Genomic DNA, 23,674 nt, shown 5'->3' on the forward strand with positions numbered 1-23,674 from the left:
CCGCCGGTCTACGGCGTCGCCGTCACCTTGGTGGCCTCGTCTCCGCGTCCGTGGTGCCGTCGGGGCGGGGCCGGATCCGTGTGCCCGGCGGGTGAGGGGTGAGGGGTGAGGCTGCGGCGCGCCGGGCGGTGAAGACCGGCGTCAGCCGCAGGGCCGCGGTCACGTTGCCGTCCTCCTCTCCGCCCGCGGCGCGCCGGAGCCGTGAAGGCCGCCGTAGGTTGCCGGGCCGCCGTCAACTCGTCGTTGTCGTCTCCGCCTCCGCGGTGACGCCCGGCGTCGGCCGGGTCCGCTCGCCCCAGCGGGCCAGAGGCGGGCCCGCCGTGCCCAGGGCCGCGAAGAACACCGCCAGGAGCAGCCAGCCCGCCGTGCCGAGGCCGAGGACGACCGTGGTGAGGACGACGGGGGCCAGGGCCTGGCCCGCGGAGAAGCCGAGGCCGAGGACGCCCTGGTACTGGCCCTGGGCGTGGTCGGGGGCGAGGCCGAAGCCGAGGGCGAAGCCCGCCGAGGACTCCCACACCTCGCCCAGGCTGTGCACGAAGACCGCCGCGACGACCAGCCCGACCGCCGCCCAGACCGGGGTGTGGGCCGCGAGCGCCATCATCGGGCAGCTCACCAGGAAGAGCAGGCCCGCGGCGCGGAAGGCGCCGCCGCCGTCGCGGAGGGTCTCGACCCGGGAGCCGATCCTGGTCTGGAGGAGCATGCAGAAGGCGGAGTTGACGGCGAACAGCGCCGCCACGGTCCAGCGCGGCGCCTCCGTGTGCTCGGAGATCCAGATCGGCAGCAGCAGGGACACCACCGGGTACTGGAGCCCCATCGCCCCGAACAGGGCGGTGAACATCAGGAACGGCCGGTCGGAGAACGCGAGCCACCGGCGCCGCCGTTCCGGTGCCGCGAGCACCGGATAGCGGGGGAGCAGCAGGAGGAGCGCCGCGCACAGGGCGAAGCTCGCCGCGTTGCCGAGGATCAGCGCGACATAGGCGGCCCGGGTGCCGAGGGCCACCGCCGCCCCGGCACCGCCCGTGCCGAGGATGACGCCGAGGTTGACGAAGGTGCGCAGCTTCGCCCGGAACCGTGCCGGGCGGTCGCCGCCGACCCGGGCCACCAGGGCGCCCCAAGCGGCCCCGCCGGCCGCCGCGGCGACCTGGTCGACCGTCGCTACGACGGTGAGCGCCGCCCAGCTCTCCACGAGGACGAGCGCCGCCATCGACAGCGCCTGGACGGTGAGGGCAGCCGTCATGATCCGCCGCGCCCCGTGCCGGTCGGCGAGCTGTCCGCCGGGGATGCCCGCGAGCAGGCCGGTCAGTCCGGCGATGGTGAGGGCGGCGCCGACGTGCGCGGCGGGAAGCCCCACGACCAGGGTGAAGTAGAGCGCCGACGCGGCGTTGAACAGGCCGTTGCCGACCCGGTTGACGAAACTGGCGGCGATCAGCACGCGCTCCGGCCCGCTGCCCTCCTCCAGGCCGGATATGCGGCCGCCCGCGCTCCCCTTGATCATGGGCGGCAGGCTAACAGTGGTCCGGGAGACCGGAACCGCAGGTCAGGACCTGCGCTGCCGCCGTGCCCTGGCCGCGAGGTCACCGGCCGCCTCCGGCCACTCGGGGTGCTCGAAGGCGAAGCCCTCCGCGAGCAGCCGGCCGGGGACGACCCGGCGGCTCTTGAGGAGCAGTTCGGTGTCCGAGCGCAGGGCGAACGCGCCGGCCTCGGCCATCCAGCGGGTGGCGGGCAGCCCCACCGGCACGCCCCACGCGGAGCGCAGCGCGCGCATGAACCCGCGCTGCGGCACCGGGGCCGGGGCGGCCAGGTTCACCGGGCCCGACACGTCCTCGCGGGCGATCAGGAACTCCACGGCGCGCACGAAGTCGTGGTCGTGGATCCACGACACGTACTGCGCGCCGCCCGCGACCGGCCCGCCGAGCCCGAGCCGGGCCAGCCGGGACAGCACGTCGAACACCCCGCCCCGGTCGGGGCTCATCACCATGGCGGACCGCAGCGCCACCGTGCGGGTGCGCGGGGTGTCCGCCTTCTCCACCTCCCGCTCCCAGGCCGTCGCGATGTCGACGCTGTAGCTCCAGTAGCCGGGGACACCGGGCTCGGAGCCGCCGATCTCCCCGGTCGCCTCGTCGTTGGGGGCGTCGAAGCGATGGGTGTAGATCGTGGCCGTGCTCATCTGGAGCCAGAGCGCCGGAGGCCGCGCGGCGGCGGCGATCGCCTCGCCCACCACCCGGGCAGACTCCACCCGGGAGTCCATCATCGCCTTGAGGTTGGCGGGGGTGTAGCGGCAACTGACGCTGCGGCCCGCCAGGTTGATCACGACGTCACTGCCGTCGATCTCCGCGGCCCAGGCGCCCAGGGTGCGGCCGTCCCAGGCCCGCTCGCCGGGCCCCGAGGGCCGTCTGCTCAGCACCACGACCTCGTGTCCCGCCGCGGTCAGGGCGCGCCGCAGCACCGTGCCCACCTGTCCGGTCCCGCCCGGTACGACGATCCTCATCGTCCGCTCCCCTCGTCGATGCGAGGAGCGTACCCTCTATTTGAACGCGTTCAAAACCCTCTCAGGGCTCATCAGGTCAAGCGTCCCGGACTCTTGACTCGTCAACCGTCAGTCGGGATCCTCGTCACACATATTGCGCGGTCATGACAATCTGTTGAAGTTCGCCGAAAGCCCGTCGACGACCGCGCGATCCCCCCACCACCGAGGGATGTGGCCCGTGACCTGGACCCGCCGCCCGAACCGCAGACGCAGGGACGTCACCGTCGCCGCGTTGCTCCTCCTCGTCCTGGCCACGATCCTCGGCCCCACACCCAGCTCGGCGGCCACCGACTGGTGGAACCCGACCGCCCGGCCCGCCCCCGACTCGCAGATCAACGTGACGGGGGAGCCCTTCAAGGGCACCGATGCGGCAGGCGAGGTGCGGGGATTCGTCGACGCCCACAACCACCTGTTCTCCAACGAGGCGTTCGGCGGACGGCTGATCTGCGGCAAGGTGTTCTCCGAGGCCGGCATCGCCGACGCCCTCAAGGACTGCCCCGAGCACTACCCCGACGGCACCCTCGCGATCTTCGACTACATCACCCACGGCGGCGACGGACGGCACGACCCCGTCGGCTGGCCCACCTTCGCCGACTGGCCGGCCTACGACTCGATGACCCATCAGGCCGACTACTACGCCTGGGTGGAGCGCGCCTGGCGCGGCGGCCAGCGGGTGCTCGTCAACGACCTCGTCACCAACGGCGTGATCTGCTCGGTCTACTTCTTCAAGGACCGGAGCTGCGACGAGATGACCTCGATCCGGCTCCAGGCCAAACTCACCTACGACCTCCAGGCGTTCATCGACAAGCAGTACGGCGGCACCGGCAAGGGCTGGTTCCGGATCGTCACCGACAGCGCCCAGGCCCGCTCCGTGATCGAACAGGGCAAACTCGCCGTGATCCTGGGCGTGGAGACCTCCGAGCCGTTCGGCTGCAAGCAGATCCTCGACATCGCCCAGTGCAGCAAGGCGGACATCGACAAGGGCCTCGACGAGCTGTACGACCTCGGCGTGCGCAGCATGTTCCTGTGCCACAAGTTCGACAACGCGCTGTGCGGCGTCCGCTTCGACTCCGGCGGCCTCGGCACCGCCATCAACGTCGGCCAGTTCCTGTCCACCGGCACCTTCTGGAAGACCGAGCAGTGCACCGGCCCGCAGCACGACAACCCCATCGGCGACGCCGCCTCCACGGCCGAGGCCCAACTGCCCGCGGGCACCGAGGTGCCGGACTACGCCGCCGGCGCGCAGTGCAACGTGCGCGGTCTCACCGACCTCGGCGAGTACGCCGTCCGCGGCATGATGAAGCGCAAGATGATGCTCGAGATCGACCATATGAGCGTCAAGGCCACCGGCCAGGTCCTCGACCTCTTCGAGTCCGCCTCCTACCCGGGGGTGATCTCCTCGCACAGTTGGATGGACCTCAACTGGACCGAGCGGGTCTACGCCCTCGGCGGCTTCGTCGCCCAGTACATGCACGGCTCCGAGGGCTTCGGCCAGGAGGCGGCCCGCACCGAGGCCCTGCGCGACAAGTACGGCGTCGGCTATGGCTACGGCACCGACTTCAACGGCGTCGGCGACCACCCGGCCCCGCGCGGCGCCACCGCCTCGAACCCGGTGAAGTACCCCTTCAAGAGCGTCGACGGCGGCTCCGTCATCGACCGGCAGACCACCGGCTCACGTACCTGGGACGTCAACACCGACGGCGCCGCGCACGCCGGTCTGATCCCCGACTGGATCGAGGACATCCGGCTCGTCGCCGGGCAGGGCGTGGTGGACGACCTCTTCAAGGGCGCCGAGTCCTATCTCGGCACCTGGGGCGCCTCCGAGCGGCACCAGGCCGGGGTGAACCTCGCCAAGGGCCGTACGGCGTCGGCGAGTTCCTCGGAGTGGAGCCTGTTCACCAGCTACCAGCCGGGACGCGCCGCCGACGGCGACGGCGGAACCCGCTGGGCCAGCGACTGGAGCGACGACCAGTGGTGGCAGGTCGACCTCGGCTCCACCCACCTGGTCTCCCGTGTCACCCTCGACTGGGAGCGCGCCTACGCCAGGTCGTACCGCGTGGAGCTGTCCACCGACGGCACCACCTGGCAGACCGCCTGGTCCACCACGGCCGGTGACGGCGGGCTGGACACCGCCCGCTTCACCGGCACCCCGGCCCGCTACGTCCGGGTGCACGGCCTCGGCCGCGGCACCGAGTGGGGATACTCGCTGTACGAAGTGGGCGTGCACAGCGCCTGACCGCACGCGAGGAGCAGCGAGGACCCCCATGGCACGGATGCCGTCGGCCGAACGGCGCCGGCAGCTCACCGAAGCCGCGATCAGGGCGATGGCCCGGGACGGCGTCGCGAGGACGACGACCCGGTCCATCGCCGCCGAGGCCGAGGTGTCCCTGAGCGTCTTCCACTACTGCTTCGACTCCAAGCAGGCGTTGATCGAGTCCGTCATCACCACCCTCACCGACCACTCGGTGACGGTGGTGAAGGACGCCCTGCGCCCCACGGACGCCCCGGCCCCCACGGACGCCCCGGCCCCCACGGACGCCCCGGCTCCCGGGGCGACCCTGGAGGAGACCGTCGCGGCCGGGTTCCGGGCCTACTGGGACCATGTCCGGGCCCATCCCGACGAGCACATGCTGACGTACGAACTCACCCAGTACGCCCTGCGCCAGCCCGGTTTCGAGCATCTGGCCCGGCGTCAGTACGAGCTCTACGCCGAGGCGTACGCCGACCTCATCGAGCAGCTCCGGCGGGACATGGACCTCCGCCTCCAGGTGCCCGTCTCCGTCCTGGCCCGCTATCTGGCCGCCATGACCGACGGACTGACCCTGAACTACCTCGTCCTCGGTGACGAGGAAGCCTGGACGGACATCCTGGAGACGGTGACGGCGCATATCGCGGGGCTGGTGCGGGCCGGCTGACGGCGTGTTCCCGACCGGCGGTAAAAGGCTCGTAATTTTCTTCTCTCAAGTGAATCGACGGGTTCCGTGAAATTGCAGACTCTCCGAGGGATTCCCGCGCACGAGGGAACTCCCGGGTTCGCTGGGAACATACGTGTTCGTGCCTCTTTTCGGCCTTCCTGCGCTCGGAACGCGACTCTTCCGGACGGCCGGGCGCGGGATGACGAGGGCATTGCGGGCGGGTGAGCGGGAGGGGCGCATACGCCGTTGACCACCTGGTTCCGGCCAGTGGAGGGGGTGAGGCGCACTCCGTTCGATCGTGTACATGTAGAAGACGTGCGGCGATCCCCCGGGTATCCGTCACATCGTCCCGGAGGGCAGTCCGAGAGGGGACGAATCGCTGGTTGCGGGCATCGGGAATGGCTTGATCCACACAAGACCGGCGTTCCCCTTCGTCCGTTATTTTCCAAGGGTCCCCAATCGGAGCACGGAACTCCCTTTGACTCGTTCGACATAGCTCGTTTACGCCATGGATCTTTGACAGTCCGAAGAACGGGTTTTTAGACTCGCCGCATGCCGTGGCCCTGCCCGGGCGGGGTTCTTCGAGAGCTAGACGAGTCTTGGGGGAGACGATGAGTCAGCGTGCTCCGGAACTGCCGGTTCTGGCGAATGCCGGGAAGTCGTGGCGGGTTCTCGTGGTGGAAAACGATGTCCAATACGCGGAGTCCTTGATCCATGGATTGCGCCGCCACGGCCATGAGGTGACCGCGGTCGAACGGGGCGGCACGGCCCTCCAGGTCTACGGGGACGCCGACCTCGTCCTCATCGACCTGGAACTGCCCGACCTGGACGGGCTGGAGGTCTGCCGGGCCATCAGGACCGTCTCCGACATCCCCATCATCGCCCTCACCGCCCGCGGCACCGAACTGGACCGCGTCCTCGGCCTCCAGGCCGGGGCCGACGACTACATGGTCAAGCCGTACGGCTTCCGGGAGCTGATGGCGCGGATGCAGGCGGTGATGCGGCGGGCCCGGCCCGTGCCGCGGACCGCCGACGTCATTTCGCACGGGCCCCTCACGATCGACGCAGGATCCCGCGAGGTGAGCCTCTACGGAAGGCCCGTGGTCGTCACCCGGAAGGAATTCGATCTCCTGCATCTGCTCGCCTCCCACCCGGGAAGTGTCATTCCGCGAAATCGGCTCATGCAGCAGGTATGGGGCGATTCCTGGTCGCGGCGGACCGTCGACACACATGTCAGCAGTCTGCGCAACAAACTGGGCGCGAGTGACTGGATCATCACCATCAGGGGAGTGGGGTTCAGGCTCGGCAACGGATGAATTCACCTGGGCATCTGACGTTCCTCTGACATGGATCTGCACCGCGGCGCACACACCCGCGCGGATTTGTGAAACCTGACGAAGCCCTGAAACCAGGTCTGTTGAAACCGGATACCCGGCCCGCAGAGGCTAGTTGTCAAGGCCCTGTGCGCCGACTTTCGCACCGGCGGATCCTCCCGGCCACAGGCGCGCGGCCGCCCGGTCACCGCGGCCGCCGGCGTCATCCGGCGACGCCCCGACCACCGCCCCCAGGGGCGCGTCTCCTCGCGAACGAGAAGAGAAGGGCATCGATATGACCATGGCCATTTCATCGACCCGGACCATCGCGGACCTCCTGCTGCGGGCCGCCGAGAACCACCCCGGATCCGGCCTCCTCTACCCTCGGGGCGACGCCGGACCGGACGGCTCATGGCTCCAGCCCTATCCCGAACTCGTCGACGAGGCCCGCCGGGTCCTCACCGGCCTGCGCGCCCGCGGCCTCGCCCCGCGTGACAACGTCGTCCTGCTCCTGGAGCGCCCGCAGGAGTTCCTGCCCGCGTTCTGGGCCTGTCTGCTCGGCGGTTTCGTGCCCGTCCCGATGGCACCCCTCGGCGGCGACCCCGAGCGCTGGGCCGCCCAGCTCGGCCATGTGAACACCCTCCTGGACCGGCCGCTGGTCGTCACCACCGAGACCCTCGCCGCCGAACTCCCGCGGGTGGACGGCCTCGACGTCACCCCGCTGTCCGGCCTGTACGCCACCGAGCCCGCCGCCGCCCCGCACGAGGCCGACCCCGACGACACCGCCCTGCTGGTGCTGACCTCGGGCTCCACCGGCAACTCCAAGGCCGTCCGCCTCACCCACGCCAACCTGCTCGCCTCCATGGCCGGCAAGAACGGCCACCACCGGCTCGGCCCCGACGACGTCTCCCTCAACTGGGTCTCCTTCGACCATGTGGCCGCCCTCCTCGAATGCCATCTGCTGCCCCTGTACGCGGGCGCCACCCAACTGCACGTCGAGGCCGCCGTCGTCCTCGGCGAACCCCTGGAGTTCCTGCGGCTGATCTCCCGGCACGGCGTCACCATGACCTTCACCCCCAACTTCCTGCTGGGGCTGCTGAACGCCGCCGCCGACCGGCTGGAGGAGACCGGCCCGGTCGACCTGTCCCGGCTGCGCCACATCATCAGCGGCGGCGAGGCCGTCGTCCGCACCACCGGCGAGACCTTCCTGCACCGCTTCGCCGCCCACGGACTGCGCCCCGACGCCCTGTGGCCCGCCTTCGGCATGACCGAGACCTGCGCCGGATCCATCTACTCGCAGACGTTCCCCGCCTTCGACCAAGGCCAGGAGTTCGCCAACCTCGGCACCCCGGTGGAGGGCCTGCGGCTGCGGGTCGTCGACGAGCACGACCACGAACTGGGCCCGGGCGAGACCGGTGAACTCCAACTCGTCGGACCCATGATCACCCCGGGCTACCACAACAACGAGCAGGCCACCCGGGACGCCTTCACCGCCGACGGCTGGTTCCGCAGCGGCGACCTCGGCCGCCTCGACGACGGCCGCCTCACCCTCGTCGGCCGCAGCAAGGACAGCGTCATCGTCAATGGCGTCAACTACTTCAGCCATGACATCGAGACCGTCCTGGAACAGCTCGACGGCGTCGCCCGCTCCTACGTCGCCGCCTTCCCCACCCGCGCCCCCGGCAGCGACACCGAGCAACTCGTCGTGGCCTTCCACCCGGAGACCGCCGACGGCGACGAACTCGCCCTGTACCGGGTGCTGTCGGCGGTGCGCTCCGGGGTCGTCATGCACTGGGGCTTCCGCCCCGCGCTGATCCTGCCGCTGCCCAAGGACGCCTTCCCCAAGACCAGCCTCGGCAAGATCCAGCGCGCCCTGATGCGCAAACGCCTGGAGGCCGGCGCCTACCGGGAGACCACCGACGCGGTCGCCGACCTCGTCCTGCGCCGCCTCGGCGGATACACCGCCCCCGAGGGCGACACTGAGCGGATCCTCGCCGGGATCTACGCCGAGATGTTCGACACCGACCCGGAGAAGCTGAGCGCCACCGCCAACTTCTTCGACCTGGGCGGCACTTCGCTGGACATCCTGCGGCTGCGCAGCCTGGTCGCCCAGCGGCTCGGCGCGCACGACCTCCAGATCATCACCGTGCTGACGGCCCCCACCGTCCGTGAACTCGCCGCCCGGCTCGGCGAGGACGCCGGCGCCGAACGCCCCTACGACCCGATCGTCCCCATGCAGGTCGTGGGCGACAAGACCCCGCTGTTCTGTGTGCACCCGGGCGTCGGCGAGGTCCTCGTCTTCGTCAACCTCGCCAAGTACTTCGTCGGCGACCGGCCGTTCTACGCCCTGCGGGCCCGCGGCTTCAACCCGGGGGAGAAGCCCTTCGAGAGCTTCGAGGAGATGGTCTCCACCTACGTCGACGCGATCCGCGCGAAACAGCCGCACGGCCCCTACGCCGTCGCCGGATACTCCTACGGCGGAGCCGTCGCCTTCGAGATCGCCAAGGTCCTGGAGGCCCAGGGCGAGCGCGTCGACTTCGTCGGCAGCTTCAACCTCCCGCCGCACATCAAGTACCGCATGAACGAACTGGACTTCGTCGAGACCGCCGCCAACCTGGCCTTCTTCCTCGCCCTCATCGACAAGAAGCAGTCCCTCGACCTGCCCGGACAACTGCGCCACCTCACCCGCGAGGAGCAGCTCGCGCACTTCATCGGCCTCGCGCCGCCCGCCCGGCTCGCCGAACTCGACCTCACCCTGGAGAAGTTCACGGCCTGGGCCACCCTCGCCGACGGCCTCACCGACCTGGGCCGCACCTACGCGCCCAGCGGCTCGGTGCGCACCATGTCCGTCTTCTACGCGATCCCGCTGCGCGGCACCAAGGAGGACTGGCTCAACAACGAGCTGAGCCGCTGGGACGAGCACTGCCCCGACGTCCGCTACCTCGACGTCCCCGGCGAGCACTACACGCTGATGGGCCCGCACCACGTCGCCGTCTTCCAGTCGGTCCTGCGCAAGGAACTCGACCGCGCGCTCGGCGACGCCGGCTGAACACCCACCCCCACCACGGCAGGAGAGCATGATGCACGGCAAGAAGATCCTCGTCACCGGGGGCACCGGACAGGTGGCGGGACCCGTCGCCAAGGCCCTCGCGGGGGACAACGAGGTCTGGGCGCTCGGCCGGTTCGGCACCCCCGGCTCCGAGGAGGCCCTCACCGGGCACGGCGTCACCACGTTCCGCTGGGACATGGACGACACCGGCGACGACACCCTCAAGGGCCTGCCCGAGGACTTCACCCATGTCATCCACTCCGCCGTACGGCGCGGCGAGGACGGCGACTTCAACACCGCGATCGAGGTCAACACCGTCGCCACCGGCAGGCTGATGACCCACTGCCGTACCGCCGAGGCGTTCCTGTACGTCTCCACCGGCGCCCTGTACGCCCGCCAGACCCTCGACCACGCCTACACCGAGGACGACCCGGTCGACGGCGTCGCCGACTGGCTGCCTGTCTACCCCGTCGCCAAGATCGCCACCGAGGGCACGGTCCGCGCCTTCGCCCGCACCCTGAACCTGCCGACGATCATCGCCCGCCTCAACATCGCCTACGGGCCCGGCGGTTACGGCGGCGTACCGATGCTGTACTTCAAGCGGATGCTGGCCGGCGAGCCCATCCCGGTGCCCGTCGAGGGCCAGAACTGGTGCTCCCTCCTCCACACCGACGACCTGATCGAGCAGGTGCCCAAGCTGTGGGAGGCCGCGTCGGTGCCGGCCGTCCTCACCAACTGGGGCGGCGACGAACCGGTCGGCATGACCGACTGCGTCCGCTATCTGGAGGAGCTGACCGGCGTCGAGGCCAAGCTCGTGCCGAGCGAGGTCACCCGGGAGACCTACCAGTTCGACCCGGCGCTGCGCAGGCGGCTGACCGGCCCCTGCAAGGTCGGCTGGCGCGAGGGCATCCGCCGCACGGTCGAGTCCATGTACCCCGAGTACACGAAGTGACGACGTGACGAACCGACGAGGAGACCGAGTCCGGTGAAAGCGCAGGAGACCAACCTCCATCTGATCCAGGCGGCCTACCAGGCGTTCCACACCCGGGACGTGGACGCGCTGCTCGCCGTCCTGTCCGAGGACGTGGAGTGGATCCACCCCGAGGGCATGAGCGAGTACGGCCTCGGCGGCACCAAGGTGGGCCACGCCGGAGTGAAGGGGTTCCTCGCCCATGTGCCCACCGTGCTGGGCGGCATGAAGCTGCACCCCATGGAGTTCGTCCGCTCCGGCGACCGGATCGTGGTCTTCGGCACCCGGGACGTCACCTCGCACTCCGGGCACACCGAGACCCTGGACTTCGTGCACTCCTGGACCTTCCGGGACGGCAAGGCGGTCCGTATGGAGGACATCTTCGACACCGTGCTCTTCCACCGGCTGATAGAGAGCTGACGGACCGTCATGACGTACGCCTATCTGGGCCCGGAGGGCACGTTCACCCAGGCGGCGCTGCGCCGGGTCGTGCCCGCCGGTCCCGGCCGTCCCTTCCCCACGGTGCCCGCGGCGCTGGACGCGGTGCGCCGCGGGGAGTGCGCGGCGGCCGTCGTCCCGCTGGAGAACTCCGTGAAGGGCGTGGTGCCCGTCACCATGGACCAACTGGTATCGGCGGAGCTGCACATCACCGCCGAGGTGGAGGTGCCGGTGACGTTCGCGCTGATGGCGCGGGAAGGCACCGACCTCTCGTCCGTCACCGAGGTGTCGAGCCATCCGCACGCGCTCGCCCAGTGCGCGCGCTGGCTGGCGGAGCATCTGCCCGGGGCACGGACCCGGCCGGCCGACTCCACGGCGGCCGCGGCGCGCGAGGTGGCCGGGACGGCGTCGGCGGCGGGGGCCGCCGCGGTCGCGGCACCGCTGGCGGCGGATCTGTACGGGCTCTCCACCCTGGCCACCGGCATCGGCCAGCGGGCGGGCGCGGTCACCCGGTTCGTGGTGGTCGCCCCGGCCTGGTTCCCGGCGGCACGCACCCGGCTGGACCGCACCTCCCTGATGGTGAACCCGGGCGACGGACCCGGCCGGCTGCTCGACATCCTCGCCGAGTTCTCCTCCCGGGACATCGAGGTCAGCCGGCTGCACTCCTGGCCCACCGGCGACCGTCTGGGCAGCTACCGCTACTTCATCGACGTCGACGGCCACATCGAGAACCCGCCCGTCCGCGAGGCGATGTCCGCGATCGCCGGACTGGGCGCGGGCGCCCGCTTCCTGGGCAGCTATCCGCGCTGGGGACGGCGGCGGGAACAGCCCGCCTGACCGGCACCGCGCAGACCACCCGGCCCACCACCCACCCAGGAGCGTGACCCGTGCCCACCCTGCTGCACCTCGACACCAGCCCCCGCATCGAGTCGGCGACCCGGCGCATCACCGCCGAGTTCGCCGCCGCCTGGCGGGCCGCCAACCCCGACGGCACCCATGTCCACCGCGACCTGGCCGCCCGGCCCGTGGCCCATGTCGACGCCGCGCAGATCGCCGTCATGCACCGGCTGGAGAGCGGCGAGGTGCGCGACCTCGACATGGCCCGCGACGCCGCCCTCACCCCCGAGGAGCGGGCGAGCTGGGCGCTCACCTGGGACCTCGTCGAGGAGGTGCGGGCCGCCGACACGCTCGTCCTCGGGCTGCCCATGCACAACTTCTCCCTGCCGGCCACCTTCAAGGCGTGGTTCGACCGCCTGGTGATCCCGCCGCTGGTGGTCGACCCGGCCACCGGGACCGGACCGCTCTCCGGCAAGCAGGTCGTGGTGATCACGGCCCGCGGCGGCGCCTACGGCCCCGGCACGCCCCGCTACGCCTACGACTTCCAGGAGCCCTACCTCAAGGCCGCGTTCGGCATGGTCGCCCTCGCCGACGACCTCACCTTCCTGCACGCCGAGATGACCAAGTCGGGCCATGTGCCCCGGCTCGCAGGGTTCCAGGGCCTGGCCGCCACCTCGCTCAAGCAGGCCCTCGAAGGGGCCCGCCTCCAGGCCCAGCGCGTCCGCGTCTGACGGCCCCGCGCACCACCCTCTTCCCTCCCCGGAATCCTGAGGTTCTGCCATGAACACAGCGAACACGGCGGCCACCGCCGACAGCGCGCTCCCGGCCGGCCAGCAGCCCGCCTGGTCCGATCCGGCCGCCCTGCGCCGGGTCACCGAGGAACTGTCGGGCGCGCCGCCGCTCGTCTTACCCGGCGAGTGCGACCGGCTGAAGGACCGGCTGGCCGCCGTCGCCCGCGGGGAGGCGCTGCTGCTCCAGGGAGGCGACTGCGCCGAGACCTTCGACGGGGTCTCCGAGCACGCGGTGCACAGCAAACTCACCACCCTCATGCAGATGTCCGCCGTCCTCACCTACGCGGTGGCCATGCCCGTGGTGAAGGTCGGCCGGCTCGCCGGCCAGTACGCGAAACCGCGCTCACGGCCCACCGAGACCCGGGACGGCGTCACCCTGCCGGTCTACCGGGGCGACGCGGTCAACGGCCCCGCGTTCACCCCGCAGGCCCGGGTCCCGGACCCGGAGCGGCTGCTGCGGGCGTACCGCGCCTCCTCCCACACCCTGAACCTCGTGCGGGCGTTCACCGCGAGCGGCCGGGCCGGGCTCGGCCAGGTCCACGAGTGGAACCGCGACTTCATCGCCGGCTCCCCGCTGCGCGCCCGCTACGAGACCATCGCCGCCGGCATCGACCGCGCCCTGCACTTCATGCGGGCCACCGGCGCCCGCCCGCGCGACTTCGACGACTCCGAGTTCTTCGTCTCCCACGAGGGGCTCCTGCTCGACTACGAGGGTCCGCTCACCCGCCGCGACGACCGCACCGGACGCTCCTACGCCGCCTCCGGGCACATGCTCTGGATCGGGGAGCGCACCCGGGACGCCGACGGCGCCCATGTCGAACACTTCTCCCGGATCGCCAACCCGATCGGCGTGAAGCTGGGCCCGGCCACCACCGCCGACGCCGCGCTGCGGCTGATCGACCGGCTCGACCCGGACCGCGAACCGGGGCGGCTCACCTTCGTCGTCCGGCTCGGCGTCGACCGGGTGCGCGAGGTGCTGCCCCCGCTGGTGGAGAAGGTCACCGCGTCCGGCGCCCGCGTCGTCTGGGCCTGCGACCCGATGCACGGCAACACCCTGGTGGCGCCCTCCGGCCACAAGACCCGCCGCTTCGACGACATCCTCGGCGAGGTCCGCGGCTTCTTCGAGGTGCACCGCGCGCTGGGCACCCACCCGGGCGGCCTCCATGTGGAACTCACCGGCGACGACGTCACCGAGTGCCTCGGCGGCGGGCACGACCTGGGCTTCCCCGATCTGTTCCACCGCTACGAGTCGGCGTGCGACCCCCGGCTCAACCGCGGCCAGTCGCTCGACCTCGCCTTCCGGGTCGCCGGCTTCCTGGAGGACGCCCGGCCCGCCCTCGACGGCCTCGCGGGCTGAGGGCACATCAGGAATGGCTCTGTGCAGGGGAGTTGACCATCGATGACCGTGACCGGGAACGAGAGCGCCGTCGACGACGCCACCGCCGCCGCCGCGGCCGTGCGCGCCGAACTGGACCTGCTCCGCGAGAGCATCGACAACATCGACGCGGCCGTGGTGCACATGATCGCCGAACGCTTCAAGTACACCCGGCGCGTCGGCCGGCTCAAGGCGGTCCACCGGCTGCCGCCCTCCGACCCGTCCCGCGAGGCCCGGCAGATCGAGCGGCTGCGGGAGATCGCCGAATCCGCCCGGCTGGACCCGGCGTTCGCGGAGAAGCTGCTCCACTTCATCATCGCCGAGGTGATCCGCCACCACCGCACGGTCACCCCGGACCGGTGAACGGCCTTACGGCGGGCGGGAGACGGCCGCCCGGCCGGCTACCGGGCGTCGTAACTGCGGCGGGACATGCCGATGTACTCCCGGTGGCGCTCGGACCACTCGATGAGCGAACTCACCTCCCTGGACAGCGTGTGCCCGACCGGCGTCAGCTCGTAGTCCACCCGGGGCGGGGTGGTCGGGGTGACGGTCCGGATGACCAGGCCGTCACGCTCCAGGCTGCGCAGCGTCAGGGTGAGCATGCGCTGCGAGATGCCGTCGATGGAGCGCCGCAGATCCGAGTAGCGCCGGGGTCCGCCGCCGAGCAGCGCCATGATCAGCACGCTCCATTTGTCACCCACCCGGTCCAGCACGTCCCGCAGCCGACAGGTGGCCAGACCCTCGCTGACCTGGTCAGGAACATCCATGTGCGTAGCGCTTTTTGAGGTGCCGTCTTCTGCCACCCCAGCAGGATCGCCCAAAATTTCCCCGAGAACAAGAAGTGACCAGCGCACTGTTCGTGCGTGAGTGAGGAGAGTCATGGCCGTCGAACTGAGCGCTCTGCCGCCCCGCAAGGGACCCCGGCCCGCCACGACCGGCCGGGAGATCCCGCACGACCAGTTGGAGGACTTCTCCCCGCCGGAGATCCGCGCCGAGCTGATCGCCCGCGCCCAGGCCCTGCCCGGCGTCTTCATGACACAGAGCCAGGTCTCCGAGCCGTCGTCGCTGGCGCTGCGCCTGGACAAGCAGGACCGGGACTTCGACGCCTTCCTGCACCCCTCGGTGGACGAGTTCGGGCACATCCACCGCTCCGGTTTCATGCACCTCACCGTGCCGCTGGAGTCGCTCGACGCGCTGACCGAACTGGGCTGGGTCGAACCGCACCCGATCTCCCGGCGGCCCGAGTTCCCCAGCGGCATCGTCATGCTCTACGCCCCGCGCGACGCCGACGAGCTGGAGGTCGCCACCACCGTCATGAAGGCGTCGTACGAACTGGCCGTGCGCTAGACCCGCGCCCGGAACCGGCATCCCAAGAACCGATCTGACTGTTCATCAGGAAAGCGAGAACACTCCATGCGCGCAGTAACCATCGACGACTTCGGCGCCACCCCCGCGGTGACCGAGGTGGCCAGGCCGGAGCCGGGACCGGGCGAGGTCCTGGTCAAGGTGCACGCCTCGTCGCTCAACGGCTTCGACGGCGCGGTGATCTACGGCGTGTTCAAGGACATGCTGGAGCACAAGTTCCCGGTCACCCTCGGCAAGGACTTCGCGGGCACGGTCGAGGCGGTCGGCGAGGGCGTCACCCGGGCCGCCGGCGACCGGGTGTTCGGCGTCGTCATGAAGCCCGTCGTCTCCGACGGCGCCTTCGCCGAGTACGTCGTGGTCGCCGAGGGCTACGGCATCGCCGCCGTCCCCGCTGGCCTGGAGCTGGAGCAGGCCGGGGCGCTGGGCCTGGCGGGCTCGGCCGCCGTCGGCGCCGTCGAGGCGATCGCGCCGAAGGCCGGGGACACGGTCCTGGTCGTGGGCGCGACGGGCGGTGTGGGCGCGTACGCCGTCCAGCTCGCCGTCGCGGCCGGGGCGACCGTCGTCGCCACCGCGAAGCCGGGCGAGGAGACGGAGTTCGTACGCGGCCTCGGCGCGGCGCACGTGGTGGACCACACCGGCGACCTGGCCGCCCAGGTCCGCGCGCTCGCCCCGGAGGGCGTCACGGGCGTCGTGCATCTGGCCGGCGACCCCGCACCGCTCGTCGAACTGCTCGCGGACGGCGGCCGGTTCGCCTCCACCCTGGGCTTCGGCCCCGAGCAGGCCGGCCGGACCGGCGTCACCGTCACCTCCGTGATGGCCGACCCGGCCCCGGCCACCCTGGACCGGCTCGCCGGGGCCGCCGCCTCCGGCGCGCTCCGGGTGCCGATCGCGCGGACGTTCCCGCTCGACTCGGTCGCCGAGGCGGTGGGCGCGTTCGGCGCGGGCACCGTCGGCAAGATCGCCGTCTCCGTCGTCTGACCCACCGGACAGGACCCGACCGCCGGCCGGGCGCGGCACATCCGCCGCGCCCGGCCACCCACCGCCGAGCCGTACGGAGACCGCCATGGACGCCACCGCACGCCCCGAGGACACCGGAAGCCACCCCGACTTCGACGGGATGTTCCAGATCGTCACCAGCTTCTGGGTGGCGCGGGCGGTGCACGCCGCCACCGCACTGGGCCTGCCCGACCATCTCGCGGCCGAGCCCCGCACCGCCGCCGAACTGGCCGCCGCGACCGGCACCGACGCCCGTGCCCTGGCCCGGCTGCTGCGCACCCTCGCCGGGGTGGGCGTGCTGCGCTCGGACGCCGAGGGCCGCTACTCCACCACGCCGCTCGGCGACGCCCTGCGCTCCGACATACCCGGCTCCCTCGCGTCCTTCGTCCAGATGGAGCTGGGCGAGGCCCACCACGCCACCTGGGGGCTGCTGGTGGACTCCGTGCGCTCGGGCGAACCGGTCTTCGAGCGGGCGGTGGGGAAGAAGATCTGGCAGTTCTTCGAGGACACGCCCGCCATGAACGCCCATCTCGGCAAGGCGATGACCGGGCTCACCGCGATGGTCGCCGACGCCGTGCTCGACGTCTACGACTTCGCCCCGCACCGGCGGATCGTGGACGTCGGCGGCGGCGAGGGCGGCTTCCTCGCCTCGATCCTCACCGCGCACCCCGGCGCCCACGGGGTGGTGCTCGACCTACCGCACGTCGTGGCGCACGGACGTCCGCGGATCGAGGCGGCGGGCCTCGCGGACCGCTGCGAACTCGTGGGCGGCGACTTCTTCGAGAAGGTCCCCGAGGGCGGCGACCTCTACACGATGAAGTGGGTCCTGCACGACTGGGACGACGCCTCCGCCGTACAGATCCTCAAGTCCTGCCGCCGCGTCATGGGCGACGACGCGCGGCTGCTCGTGGTGGACACGGTCGTGCCCGAGGGCGACGGCTTCTCGCCCAGCAAGATCATCGACCTCAACATGATGGTGCTCAGCGGCGGTCAGGAACGCACGGCCGAGGAGTTCCAGCGGCTGCTGGCGGCGGCGGGCTTCACCCTGACCCGCATCCTGCCCACCCGTTCCCCGAGCAGCGTGGTGGAGGCGGTGCCGGTGCCGCGGAGCTGACGGGACGTCACCAATCCTTTGCCTCAACCCCTTTCGAACCGCTCAAGGAGAGTTCCCCGTGTCCATCGCCTACATCGCCGTGGCGAGCCTGATCGCCCTCGTGCTCCTCGCCTCCGGCAGAGCCAAGCTCGTCAAGGACGAGAAGATCACCGAGGGCATGCACAAGATCGGCGTGCCGGACAGTTGGTTCCCCCGGCTGTCCGCCCTGGAGATCGCCGCCGCGCTCGGTCTGGTCGCCGGCATCTTCTACCGGCCGCTGGGCGTCGCCGCCGCCATCGGGATGGTCGCCTACTTCATCGGCGCCGTCCTCACCCATCTGCGTGCCAAAGACACCGCGGGCGTCCCGCTGCCGGCCACCCTGCTCGTCGCCGGAGCGGCGGCGCTGGTGCTCGGCGTCGCGACGGTCTGAGGGGAGGAGAACCCATGTCCGACACGGAGACGTCCCCGACGGCGGCCCCGACCCCCGTCGACTTCTGGTTCGACCCGCTCTGCGCGTGGACCTGGATGACCTCCCGCTGGCTGCTGGAGGCGGCACGCTCGCGCGACCTCACCATCCGCTGGCATGTCATGAGCCTGGCCATCCTGAACGAGGGCCGGCTCGACCACATCCCGGAGGAGTTCCACGACCTGGTGGGCCCCAAGGGGCTGCGCCCGGTCCGGGTGATCGTGGCGGCGCAGCAGCGGTACGACGGCGACGCGGTCGCCCGCCTCTACACGGAACTCGGCACCCGCTTCCACCGGGACGGCGGCACCCCGAGCCCCACCCTGGACACCATCGAGGCGGCCCTGACGGCGGCGGGCCTCCCGGCCGACCTGGTCCGGTACGCCGACAAGGACACCTACGACACCGAGGTCCGCGCCTCCCACGCCCGCTCCCAGGCCGCGGTGGGCGAGGAGACGGGCAGCCCGGTACTCGCGGTCCCGGACGCGACGGGGTCACCGCGCGGCTTCAACGGCCCCGTGGTCACCCCCATCCCGAGGGGCGAGGAGGCCGCCCGCCTCTGGGACGCGATCCTCCTCGCCGCGTCGGTCCCGTCCTTCGCCGAACTGAAGCGCACCCGCGCGGGCGGCCCGGTCTTCGAGTGACGGCCCCCCGACAGGGTTTTCCGGGTTCGCCCCCCTGACCCATGTCACGTTTCCGGGGCCCGCTGCGTCGGTCCTGGTGGAGGCGCTGCTTTGCAGGGCTCACTACGACGAACGAGAGGCGACGGGATGAGCGCGGACGCATCACCGCAGGCGCGGCGGCACAACCCCTGGCTGGTGCTGGCGGTCCTCTGCGCGAGCTTCTTCATGACGCTGCTGGACACGACGATCGTCACGATCGCCATTCCCGAGATGGCCGAGGGCCTCGGCGCCTCGCTGGACGACATCCTGTGGTTCGCCAACGCCTACATGCTGGTCTTCGCCGCGCTGCTGCTGCTCTCCGGGCGGCTCGGCGACCGGTTCGGCGCCCAGCGGACCTTCACCGCCGGGCTCGCGGTGTTCACCGCGGCCTCGGCGGTGTGCGGGTTCGTGGACACCCCGGGGCAGATGATCGCGGCCCGGGCCGTCCAGGGCCTCGGCGCGGCGGTCATGATGCCGCAGACCCTGGCGCTGATCAGCGCCGTCTTCCCGGCGGAGCGGCGCGGCGCGGCCTTCGGCGTGTGGTCCGCGGTCGCGGGTCTCGCCACCGTCGCGGGACCCACCGTCGGCGGCGCGCTGGTCTCGGGCCTCGACTGGCGCTGGATCTTCTTCATCAACGTCCCGATCGGCGCGGCCGCCCTGGCGGGAGCCCTCCTCGTGGTGCCGGACGTCCGCACGGGACAGCGGACCTCGCTGGACCTCACCGGCGCCGTCCTGTCCACGGCCGGCCTCAGCCTCATCGTGTACGGGCTGATCGAGGGCGAGCGCTACGACTGGGGCACGATCGAGTCGTTCCTCAGCATCCCCCTGGTCCTGGCGCTCGGCGTGGCGCTCCTCGGGCTGTTCGCCCTGCACCAGCGCGCCCGTCAGGACCGGCGTCCGCTGGTGCCGTTCGAGCTGTTCCGCAGCCGCGGCTTCACCGTGTCCGCGACCCTCGGGGCGATGCTGCTCTTCGGCTCCATCGGCGTGCTGCTGCCGCTCACCCTCTACCTCCAGTCCGTCCTCGGGCTCTCCGCGGGCGAGGCCGGTCTCGCGCTCGTCCCGGGACCGCTGGTGTCGCTGTTCGTGGCGCCCTTCGCCGGCAACGCGGTCGGCAGGCTGGGCGGCCGCAAGCTCCTCGTCCCCGGTCTGCTGGTCTTCGGCGCCGGGATCGCCCTCACCGCGGTCATGGCCCAGGCGGACTCCAGCGTGTGGGCGATCATCCCCGGCCAGATCGTGTTCGGCGTCGGCATGGGCCTGGTCTTCGCGCCCACCAGCACCCTCGCCATGCAGGAGATCCCGCCGCGGCTGACCGGTGTCGCCTCCGGCATGTTCACCACGTTCCGCCAGATCGGCGCGGTCGTCGGCGCGGCGGCGGTCGGCGCCCTGCTCCAGAACCGGCTCGCCGCCGAGGGCGTACCGGAGGAGGTACGGCAGCAGGCGGGCCGGCTCACGGACGCGGCGTACGCCGAGGGCCTCACCGACGCCGTGCGCTACGGGCTGTTCCTGACGGTCGCCGTGGCCGTCGTCGCCGCGGCCATCGCCCTGCTCCTGCCCCCGGCACCCCCGCGGCCGGAACCGGAGACGCCCGTGGAACCGCTCGCCGGGGCGGACGTGGCCCGAGCGGCCGACTAGCCCCCACCGGATTCCCGGATCGACGCATTTCCGCCCCCCGGCACACCGTTCCCGAGGAGTAATTCCCATGTCCGAGAAGACAGTCGTCCAGCGTTACATCACCGCCCTCGGTGAGCAGGACTGGGCCGCGCTGGAAAAGTTGTACGCACCGGACGTCACGCTCTACGCGCCCACCGCCTGGGGCGTGACCGGCGTGGAATTCCTGCTGAAATTCTGCCAGGAGATCCATCACGCCCACCCGGGTATCCGGGCCGTCCTGCACGACGAGTTCTCCAGCGCCGACGGCACCCGCGCCGCCTTCCGGTTCGCGCTGCACTGGCACAACACCGGAACGTATTTCGGCCACGAGCCGACCGGCGAGCGCGGATCGAGCATCGAGCAGCACACCGTACGCATTGAGGGCGGCCGGATCGTCGAACAGGTCGCCGCGGTCAGCACCCTGAGCCTGCACTTCCTCCAGAAGGACGCCTGGGGCGTGCCGTACGTGACGGACGCCGTCGACCCGGCGCCCGAGATCGTCGCCGCGCCGTCCGCCGGGGAGGGGAACCGGCCGTGACGCAGCCGCTCGTCGAGGGCCCCTGGTCCATGGAGGGCGCCGCCGGGCTGCGGGTGCCGGGGGACGTCGCCGAGCGGTTCCGTGAGCGCGGCTGGTGGCGGGACACCTCCGTCCTGCACGATCTGCTGCGGGTCGCCGCCGAGCGCCCCGACGACCCGGCGATCGTCGTCTACAGCGCGCAGGACGGCCGTAGCACCACCGTCCGCTACGCCGAACTGGCCTTCCACGTCCGCCGGTTCACGGCCGCGCTGACCGCGCTCGGCGTGCGGCGCGGCGACCGGGTGGCGTTCCAGTTGCCCAACTGGTGGGAGGTGGCGGCCCTCACCCTCGCCTGCTGCTGGACCGGGGCGATCGCCGTCCCGCTGCTGCCCACCCTGCGCGCCCTGGAGCTGGAGCGCATCCTGCGGGCGGCCCGCGCCCAGGTGTGCGTCGTCGTGGACACCTGGGAGGGCTACGACTGCGTGGCCGCGCTGGAGGAGATCTCCGCCCGGCTGCCCTGGCTGCGGCACGCCGTCGTCCACGGCGAGCGCGTGCCGCCGTGGGCGGTCGACTTCCGGGAGCACTTCCTGCGCACCCCGCACGAGGAGCGCACGGCGCCGCCGCGGCTGCCGTCCGGGGCGGCCCTCGACCGGGTCTGCATGCTGCTGTTCACCTCCGGCACCACCGGGGAACGCAAGGCGGTGCTGCACACCGAGAACACCCTGTACGCCGGCACCGGGGCCGGGGCGAGCACGGTCGAGCGGGGCTGGGCCGTGCGCGAGGTGTTCAGCACCCCGCACCCCATCACCGGTCCCGCGGGCCTGCTGTACTGCGTCTGGGGTCCGATCCTGGCCGGCGGCACCGGCGCCTACCAGGACGTCTGGGCGCCGGAACGGTATCTGGAGCTGCTGTCGGCGGCCTCGGTCACCCAGACCTTCCTGGCCCCCTCCTTCGTGCAGCAGCTCCTGGAGGAGCAGTGCCGGCGCCCCCGCTCGCTGCCCTCGCTGCGGTTCGTGATGACCGGCGCCGCCCCGGTGCGCGCGGACCTGGCCCGGGCGATCCACGACGAGCTGAAGGTGCCGGTGCGCGCCTGCTGGGGGATGACCGAGGCGGGCATGGGGTTCCGCACCCGCGAGGACGACCCCTGCGACTGGGCCGCCAAGAGCGACGGCTCGCCGATGCCCGGCCTGGAGATGCGGCTGCTGCCGGGCCCCGACGACGACGGGGTGCACCGGCTGCTGGTGCGGGGTGCCTCGGTCGCCGTCGGGTTCTGGCGGCCCGGCTCGGGGGAGCCCTTCCATGAGACGTGGCGACGGGACGACGGCTGGCTCGACACCGGCGACCTGGTCCGCGAGGACGGCCGGGGCGGCATCCGGTTCGCGGGCCGGGCCAGCCGGCGGGTCGGCGCCACCTTCATGATCCCGGTGACCGAGGTCGAGCAGGAGATCCTGCGCCACCCCGGGGTGCGCGAGGTGGTGCTCGTCGGCTACGAGGACGAGCCGGGGCACGAGAGCTCGTGCGCCGTGGTGGTCGCCGACGGGGACCGCTGCCCGACCCTGGCGGAACTGGTGGGGATCCTCGTCGAACGCGGGATGACGCCCTGGTATCTGCCGACCCGGCTCCTGGAGGTGTCCCCGGAGCTGCCGCGCAACGAGAACGGCAAGATTCGGTACGAGCGGCTGAAGGCCATGATTGTAGACTCGGCAGGGCAGTTGGCGGGCGATCGCGACGAGCGCCGACCCTGAGGGAACCGGGCGAACCGAGGGAACGAGGAGTCATGGCCGAGGCGACAGCCGTCTCCGAGCGGTCCGGGATCTCGGATCCGTTCGAACAGCACCGGCAGCTCATGTTCGGTATCTCGTACCGCATGCTCGGCACGGTGGCCGACGCCGAGGACGTCGTCCAGGAGACCTGGCTGCGCTGGCGGCGCGTCGACCGGGACGCCGTGGCGGATCCGCGCGGCTATCTGGTGCGGGCCGTCACCCGCACCGCCATCGACCAGATGCGCCGCAGCCGGGCCCGCCGCGAGGAGTACGTGGGGCCCTGGCTGCCCGAACCGCTGCTGGTCTCCTCCGACGTCGCGCTGGAGTCCTCGCTGCGCGGAGAGTCGCTGAGCATGGCGGTCCTGGTGATGATGGAGACGCTGTCGCCGCTGGAGCGCGCGGTCTTCGTGCTGCACGAGGTGTTCGGCTTCAGCTTCCCCGAGGTCGCCGAGGCCGTCGACCGCACCGAGCAGGCCGTACGGCAGCTCGGCAGCCGGGCCCGGCGCCATGTGCGGCTGCGCAGGCGGCGCTTCGAGCCGGACCGGCGGCAGGCCCGCGAGATCACCGAACGCTTCCTGGCCGCCTGTCTCTCCGGCGACGTGGAGGCGCTGATGGCGGTGCTGGCCCCGGACGTGACGATGTGGGCGGACGGCAACGGCCACGCGGAGACCCCGCGCGTCCCGCTGCACGGCGCCGCCGCGATCGCCGACTACTTCGCGTCCACGGCGGGCCGCTACCCGCAGGGGCTGGTGGTGCGGCTGCACGAGCAGTACGACGGCAGCCCGGCCGCCGTCCTGGCCACCCCGGCCGGGGTGTTCGCGGTCGTCGTCGTGGACGTCGCCGAGCCCGCCGCGCCCGGCGCCCCGCCCCGGGTCACGGCCGTGCGCGCGGTGCGCAACCCCGAGAAGCTGGGGCGGGTGCCGGCCGGACGCTGAGCGGGGCGGGGCGAC

General features: G+C 71.8%; 22 protein-coding genes. 19 read left to right on the forward strand and 3 right to left on the reverse strand.

Annotated features, from left to right (window positions below):
* Positions 1-232 precede the first annotated feature (232 nt).
* Together G6W55_RS05715 and G6W55_RS05720 are read right to left on the reverse strand one after the other, a co-directional pair.
* Positions 233-1,495 carry an MFS transporter gene (locus G6W55_RS05715; protein ID WP_175519676.1) on the reverse strand — a complete coding sequence of 421 codons (1,263 nt, stop codon included), beginning with the start codon at positions 1,493-1,495 and terminating at the stop codon, positions 233-235.
* 42 nt (positions 1,496-1,537) lie between these two features.
* Positions 1,538-2,488, reverse strand: a complete 951-nt coding sequence (locus G6W55_RS05720; protein WP_175519677.1) for a TIGR01777 family oxidoreductase — start codon at positions 2,486-2,488, stop codon at positions 1,538-1,540.
* 208 nt (positions 2,489-2,696) lie between these two features.
* Here G6W55_RS05720 and G6W55_RS05725 point away from each other — a divergent pair, with 208 nt between their 5' ends.
* The 10 genes from G6W55_RS05725 to G6W55_RS05770 all read left to right on the forward strand — a co-directional run bounded on the left by G6W55_RS05725 (position 2,697) and on the right by G6W55_RS05770 (position 14,578).
* Positions 2,697-4,763 (forward strand): discoidin domain-containing protein, encoded by a 2,067-nt coding sequence (locus tag G6W55_RS05725; protein WP_175519678.1) that lies wholly within the window; start codon positions 2,697-2,699, stop codon positions 4,761-4,763.
* A 28-nt stretch (positions 4,764-4,791) separates the two neighbouring features.
* Positions 4,792-5,442 (forward strand): TetR/AcrR family transcriptional regulator, encoded by a 651-nt coding sequence (locus G6W55_RS05730; RefSeq protein WP_175519679.1) that lies wholly within the window; start codon positions 4,792-4,794, stop codon positions 5,440-5,442.
* 611 nt (positions 5,443-6,053) lie between these two features.
* The gene (locus G6W55_RS05735; protein WP_175519680.1) at positions 6,054-6,758 is read left to right on the forward strand and encodes a response regulator transcription factor; all 705 of its coding nucleotides are present in this window, start codon (positions 6,054-6,056) and stop codon (positions 6,756-6,758) included.
* 298 nt (positions 6,759-7,056) lie between these two features.
* Positions 7,057-9,804, forward strand: a complete 2,748-nt coding sequence (locus G6W55_RS05740; RefSeq protein ID WP_175519681.1) for a non-ribosomal peptide synthetase — start codon at positions 7,057-7,059, stop codon at positions 9,802-9,804.
* A 31-nt stretch (positions 9,805-9,835) separates the two neighbouring features.
* Positions 9,836-10,756, forward strand: coding sequence for an NAD(P)-dependent oxidoreductase (locus G6W55_RS05745; protein ID WP_175519682.1), 921 nt, complete (start codon positions 9,836-9,838; stop codon positions 10,754-10,756).
* Between the two features lie 33 nt (positions 10,757-10,789).
* Entirely contained in the window at positions 10,790-11,194 is a 405-nt protein-coding gene (locus G6W55_RS05750) for a nuclear transport factor 2 family protein (RefSeq protein WP_175519683.1), read from the forward strand.
* A gap of 9 nt (positions 11,195-11,203) precedes the next feature.
* A complete protein-coding gene (gene pheA / locus G6W55_RS05755) occupies positions 11,204-12,049 on the forward strand; it encodes a prephenate dehydratase (protein ID WP_175519684.1) in 846 nt (281 codons plus the stop codon).
* A gap of 50 nt (positions 12,050-12,099) precedes the next feature.
* Positions 12,100-12,780 carry an NAD(P)H-dependent oxidoreductase gene (locus G6W55_RS05760; protein WP_175519685.1) on the forward strand — a complete coding sequence of 227 codons (681 nt, stop codon included), beginning with the start codon at positions 12,100-12,102 and terminating at the stop codon, positions 12,778-12,780.
* 49 nt (positions 12,781-12,829) lie between these two features.
* Positions 12,830-14,197 carry a class II 3-deoxy-7-phosphoheptulonate synthase gene (locus tag G6W55_RS05765; RefSeq protein ID WP_175519686.1) on the forward strand — a complete coding sequence of 456 codons (1,368 nt, stop codon included), beginning with the start codon at positions 12,830-12,832 and terminating at the stop codon, positions 14,195-14,197.
* A gap of 42 nt (positions 14,198-14,239) precedes the next feature.
* On the forward strand, positions 14,240-14,578 hold the full coding sequence (locus tag G6W55_RS05770) for a chorismate mutase (RefSeq protein WP_175519687.1): 339 nt from the start codon (positions 14,240-14,242) through the stop codon (positions 14,576-14,578).
* 38 nt (positions 14,579-14,616) lie between these two features.
* Here G6W55_RS05770 and G6W55_RS05775 read toward each other — a convergent pair whose 3' ends face one another.
* Positions 14,617-14,982: a helix-turn-helix domain-containing protein gene (locus tag G6W55_RS05775; protein ID WP_037875142.1), complete on the reverse strand. Its 366-nt coding sequence runs from the start codon at positions 14,980-14,982 to the stop codon at positions 14,617-14,619.
* 112 nt (positions 14,983-15,094) lie between these two features.
* Between G6W55_RS05775 and G6W55_RS05780 the strand changes: the two genes are divergently transcribed.
* The 9 genes from G6W55_RS05780 (at position 15,095) to sigJ (ending at position 23,659) form a co-directional block, all read left to right on the forward strand.
* Positions 15,095-15,562 (forward strand): luciferase family protein, encoded by a 468-nt coding sequence (locus tag G6W55_RS05780; RefSeq protein ID WP_175519688.1) that lies wholly within the window; start codon positions 15,095-15,097, stop codon positions 15,560-15,562.
* 66 nt (positions 15,563-15,628) lie between these two features.
* Positions 15,629-16,558, forward strand: coding sequence for an NADP-dependent oxidoreductase (locus G6W55_RS05785; RefSeq protein ID WP_175519689.1), 930 nt, complete (start codon positions 15,629-15,631; stop codon positions 16,556-16,558).
* Between the two features lie 85 nt (positions 16,559-16,643).
* The gene (locus G6W55_RS05790) at positions 16,644-17,690 is read left to right on the forward strand and encodes a methyltransferase (RefSeq protein WP_217686587.1); all 1,047 of its coding nucleotides are present in this window, start codon (positions 16,644-16,646) and stop codon (positions 17,688-17,690) included.
* A 58-nt stretch (positions 17,691-17,748) separates the two neighbouring features.
* Positions 17,749-18,099 carry a DoxX family protein gene (locus G6W55_RS05795; protein WP_205072303.1) on the forward strand — a complete coding sequence of 117 codons (351 nt, stop codon included), beginning with the start codon at positions 17,749-17,751 and terminating at the stop codon, positions 18,097-18,099.
* Positions 18,100-18,113: 14 nt separating this feature from the next.
* Positions 18,114-18,776 carry a disulfide bond formation protein DsbA gene (locus G6W55_RS05800; protein ID WP_175519690.1) on the forward strand — a complete coding sequence of 221 codons (663 nt, stop codon included), beginning with the start codon at positions 18,114-18,116 and terminating at the stop codon, positions 18,774-18,776.
* Positions 18,777-18,902: 126 nt separating this feature from the next.
* Entirely contained in the window at positions 18,903-20,426 is a 1,524-nt protein-coding gene (locus tag G6W55_RS05805) for an MFS transporter (protein WP_175519691.1), read from the forward strand.
* 67 nt (positions 20,427-20,493) lie between these two features.
* Positions 20,494-20,982 carry an ester cyclase gene (locus tag G6W55_RS05810; protein WP_175519692.1) on the forward strand — a complete coding sequence of 163 codons (489 nt, stop codon included), beginning with the start codon at positions 20,494-20,496 and terminating at the stop codon, positions 20,980-20,982.
* Positions 20,979-22,706, forward strand: coding sequence for an AMP-binding protein (locus G6W55_RS05815; RefSeq protein ID WP_175519693.1), 1,728 nt, complete (start codon positions 20,979-20,981; stop codon positions 22,704-22,706). The genes G6W55_RS05810 and G6W55_RS05815 overlap by 4 nt, the downstream gene beginning before the upstream one ends.
* Before the next feature lie 32 nt (positions 22,707-22,738).
* Entirely contained in the window at positions 22,739-23,659 is a 921-nt protein-coding gene (gene sigJ / locus G6W55_RS05820; protein WP_175519694.1) for an RNA polymerase sigma factor SigJ, read from the forward strand.
* Positions 23,660-23,674 lie beyond the last annotated feature (15 nt).

Origin of the sequence: Streptomyces sp. CAI-85, from assembly GCF_013363615.1 — a bacterium.
GTDB lineage: Bacteria > Actinomycetota > Actinomycetes > Streptomycetales > Streptomycetaceae > Streptomyces > Streptomyces antibioticus_B.

Bases quoted from the DNA above. Each gene is read 5' to 3' on its own strand.
- G6W55_RS05735 (WP_175519680.1), top strand. From the start codon at position 6,054: ATGAGTCAGCGTGCTCCGGAACTGCCGGTTCTGGCGAATGCCGGGAAG.
- G6W55_RS05730 (WP_175519679.1), top strand. From the start codon at position 4,792: ATGGCACGGATGCCGTCGGCCGAACGGCGCCGGCAGCTCACCGAAGCC.
- G6W55_RS05775 (WP_037875142.1), bottom strand. From the start codon at position 14,982: ATGGATGTTCCTGACCAGGTCAGCGAGGGTCTGGCCACCTGTCGGCTG.
- pheA (WP_175519684.1), top strand. From the start codon at position 11,204: ATGACGTACGCCTATCTGGGCCCGGAGGGCACGTTCACCCAGGCGGCG.
- G6W55_RS05770 (WP_175519687.1), top strand. From the start codon at position 14,240: ATGACCGTGACCGGGAACGAGAGCGCCGTCGACGACGCCACCGCCGCC.
- G6W55_RS05780 (WP_175519688.1), top strand. From the start codon at position 15,095: ATGGCCGTCGAACTGAGCGCTCTGCCGCCCCGCAAGGGACCCCGGCCC.
- G6W55_RS05765 (WP_175519686.1), top strand. From the start codon at position 12,830: ATGAACACAGCGAACACGGCGGCCACCGCCGACAGCGCGCTCCCGGCC.
- G6W55_RS05715 (WP_175519676.1), bottom strand. From the start codon at position 1,495: ATGATCAAGGGGAGCGCGGGCGGCCGCATATCCGGCCTGGAGGAGGGC.
- G6W55_RS05745 (WP_175519682.1), top strand. From the start codon at position 9,836: ATGCACGGCAAGAAGATCCTCGTCACCGGGGGCACCGGACAGGTGGCG.
- G6W55_RS05810 (WP_175519692.1), top strand. From the start codon at position 20,494: ATGTCCGAGAAGACAGTCGTCCAGCGTTACATCACCGCCCTCGGTGAG.
- G6W55_RS05740 (WP_175519681.1), top strand. From the start codon at position 7,057: ATGGCCATTTCATCGACCCGGACCATCGCGGACCTCCTGCTGCGGGCC.
- sigJ (WP_175519694.1), top strand. From the start codon at position 22,739: ATGGCCGAGGCGACAGCCGTCTCCGAGCGGTCCGGGATCTCGGATCCG.
- G6W55_RS05800 (WP_175519690.1), top strand. From the start codon at position 18,114: ATGTCCGACACGGAGACGTCCCCGACGGCGGCCCCGACCCCCGTCGAC.
- G6W55_RS05790 (WP_217686587.1), top strand. From the start codon at position 16,644: ATGGACGCCACCGCACGCCCCGAGGACACCGGAAGCCACCCCGACTTC.
- G6W55_RS05720 (WP_175519677.1), bottom strand. From the start codon at position 2,488: ATGAGGATCGTCGTACCGGGCGGGACCGGACAGGTGGGCACGGTGCTG.
- G6W55_RS05725 (WP_175519678.1), top strand. From the start codon at position 2,697: ATGTGGCCCGTGACCTGGACCCGCCGCCCGAACCGCAGACGCAGGGAC.
- G6W55_RS05805 (WP_175519691.1), top strand. From the start codon at position 18,903: ATGAGCGCGGACGCATCACCGCAGGCGCGGCGGCACAACCCCTGGCTG.
- G6W55_RS05785 (WP_175519689.1), top strand. From the start codon at position 15,629: ATGCGCGCAGTAACCATCGACGACTTCGGCGCCACCCCCGCGGTGACC.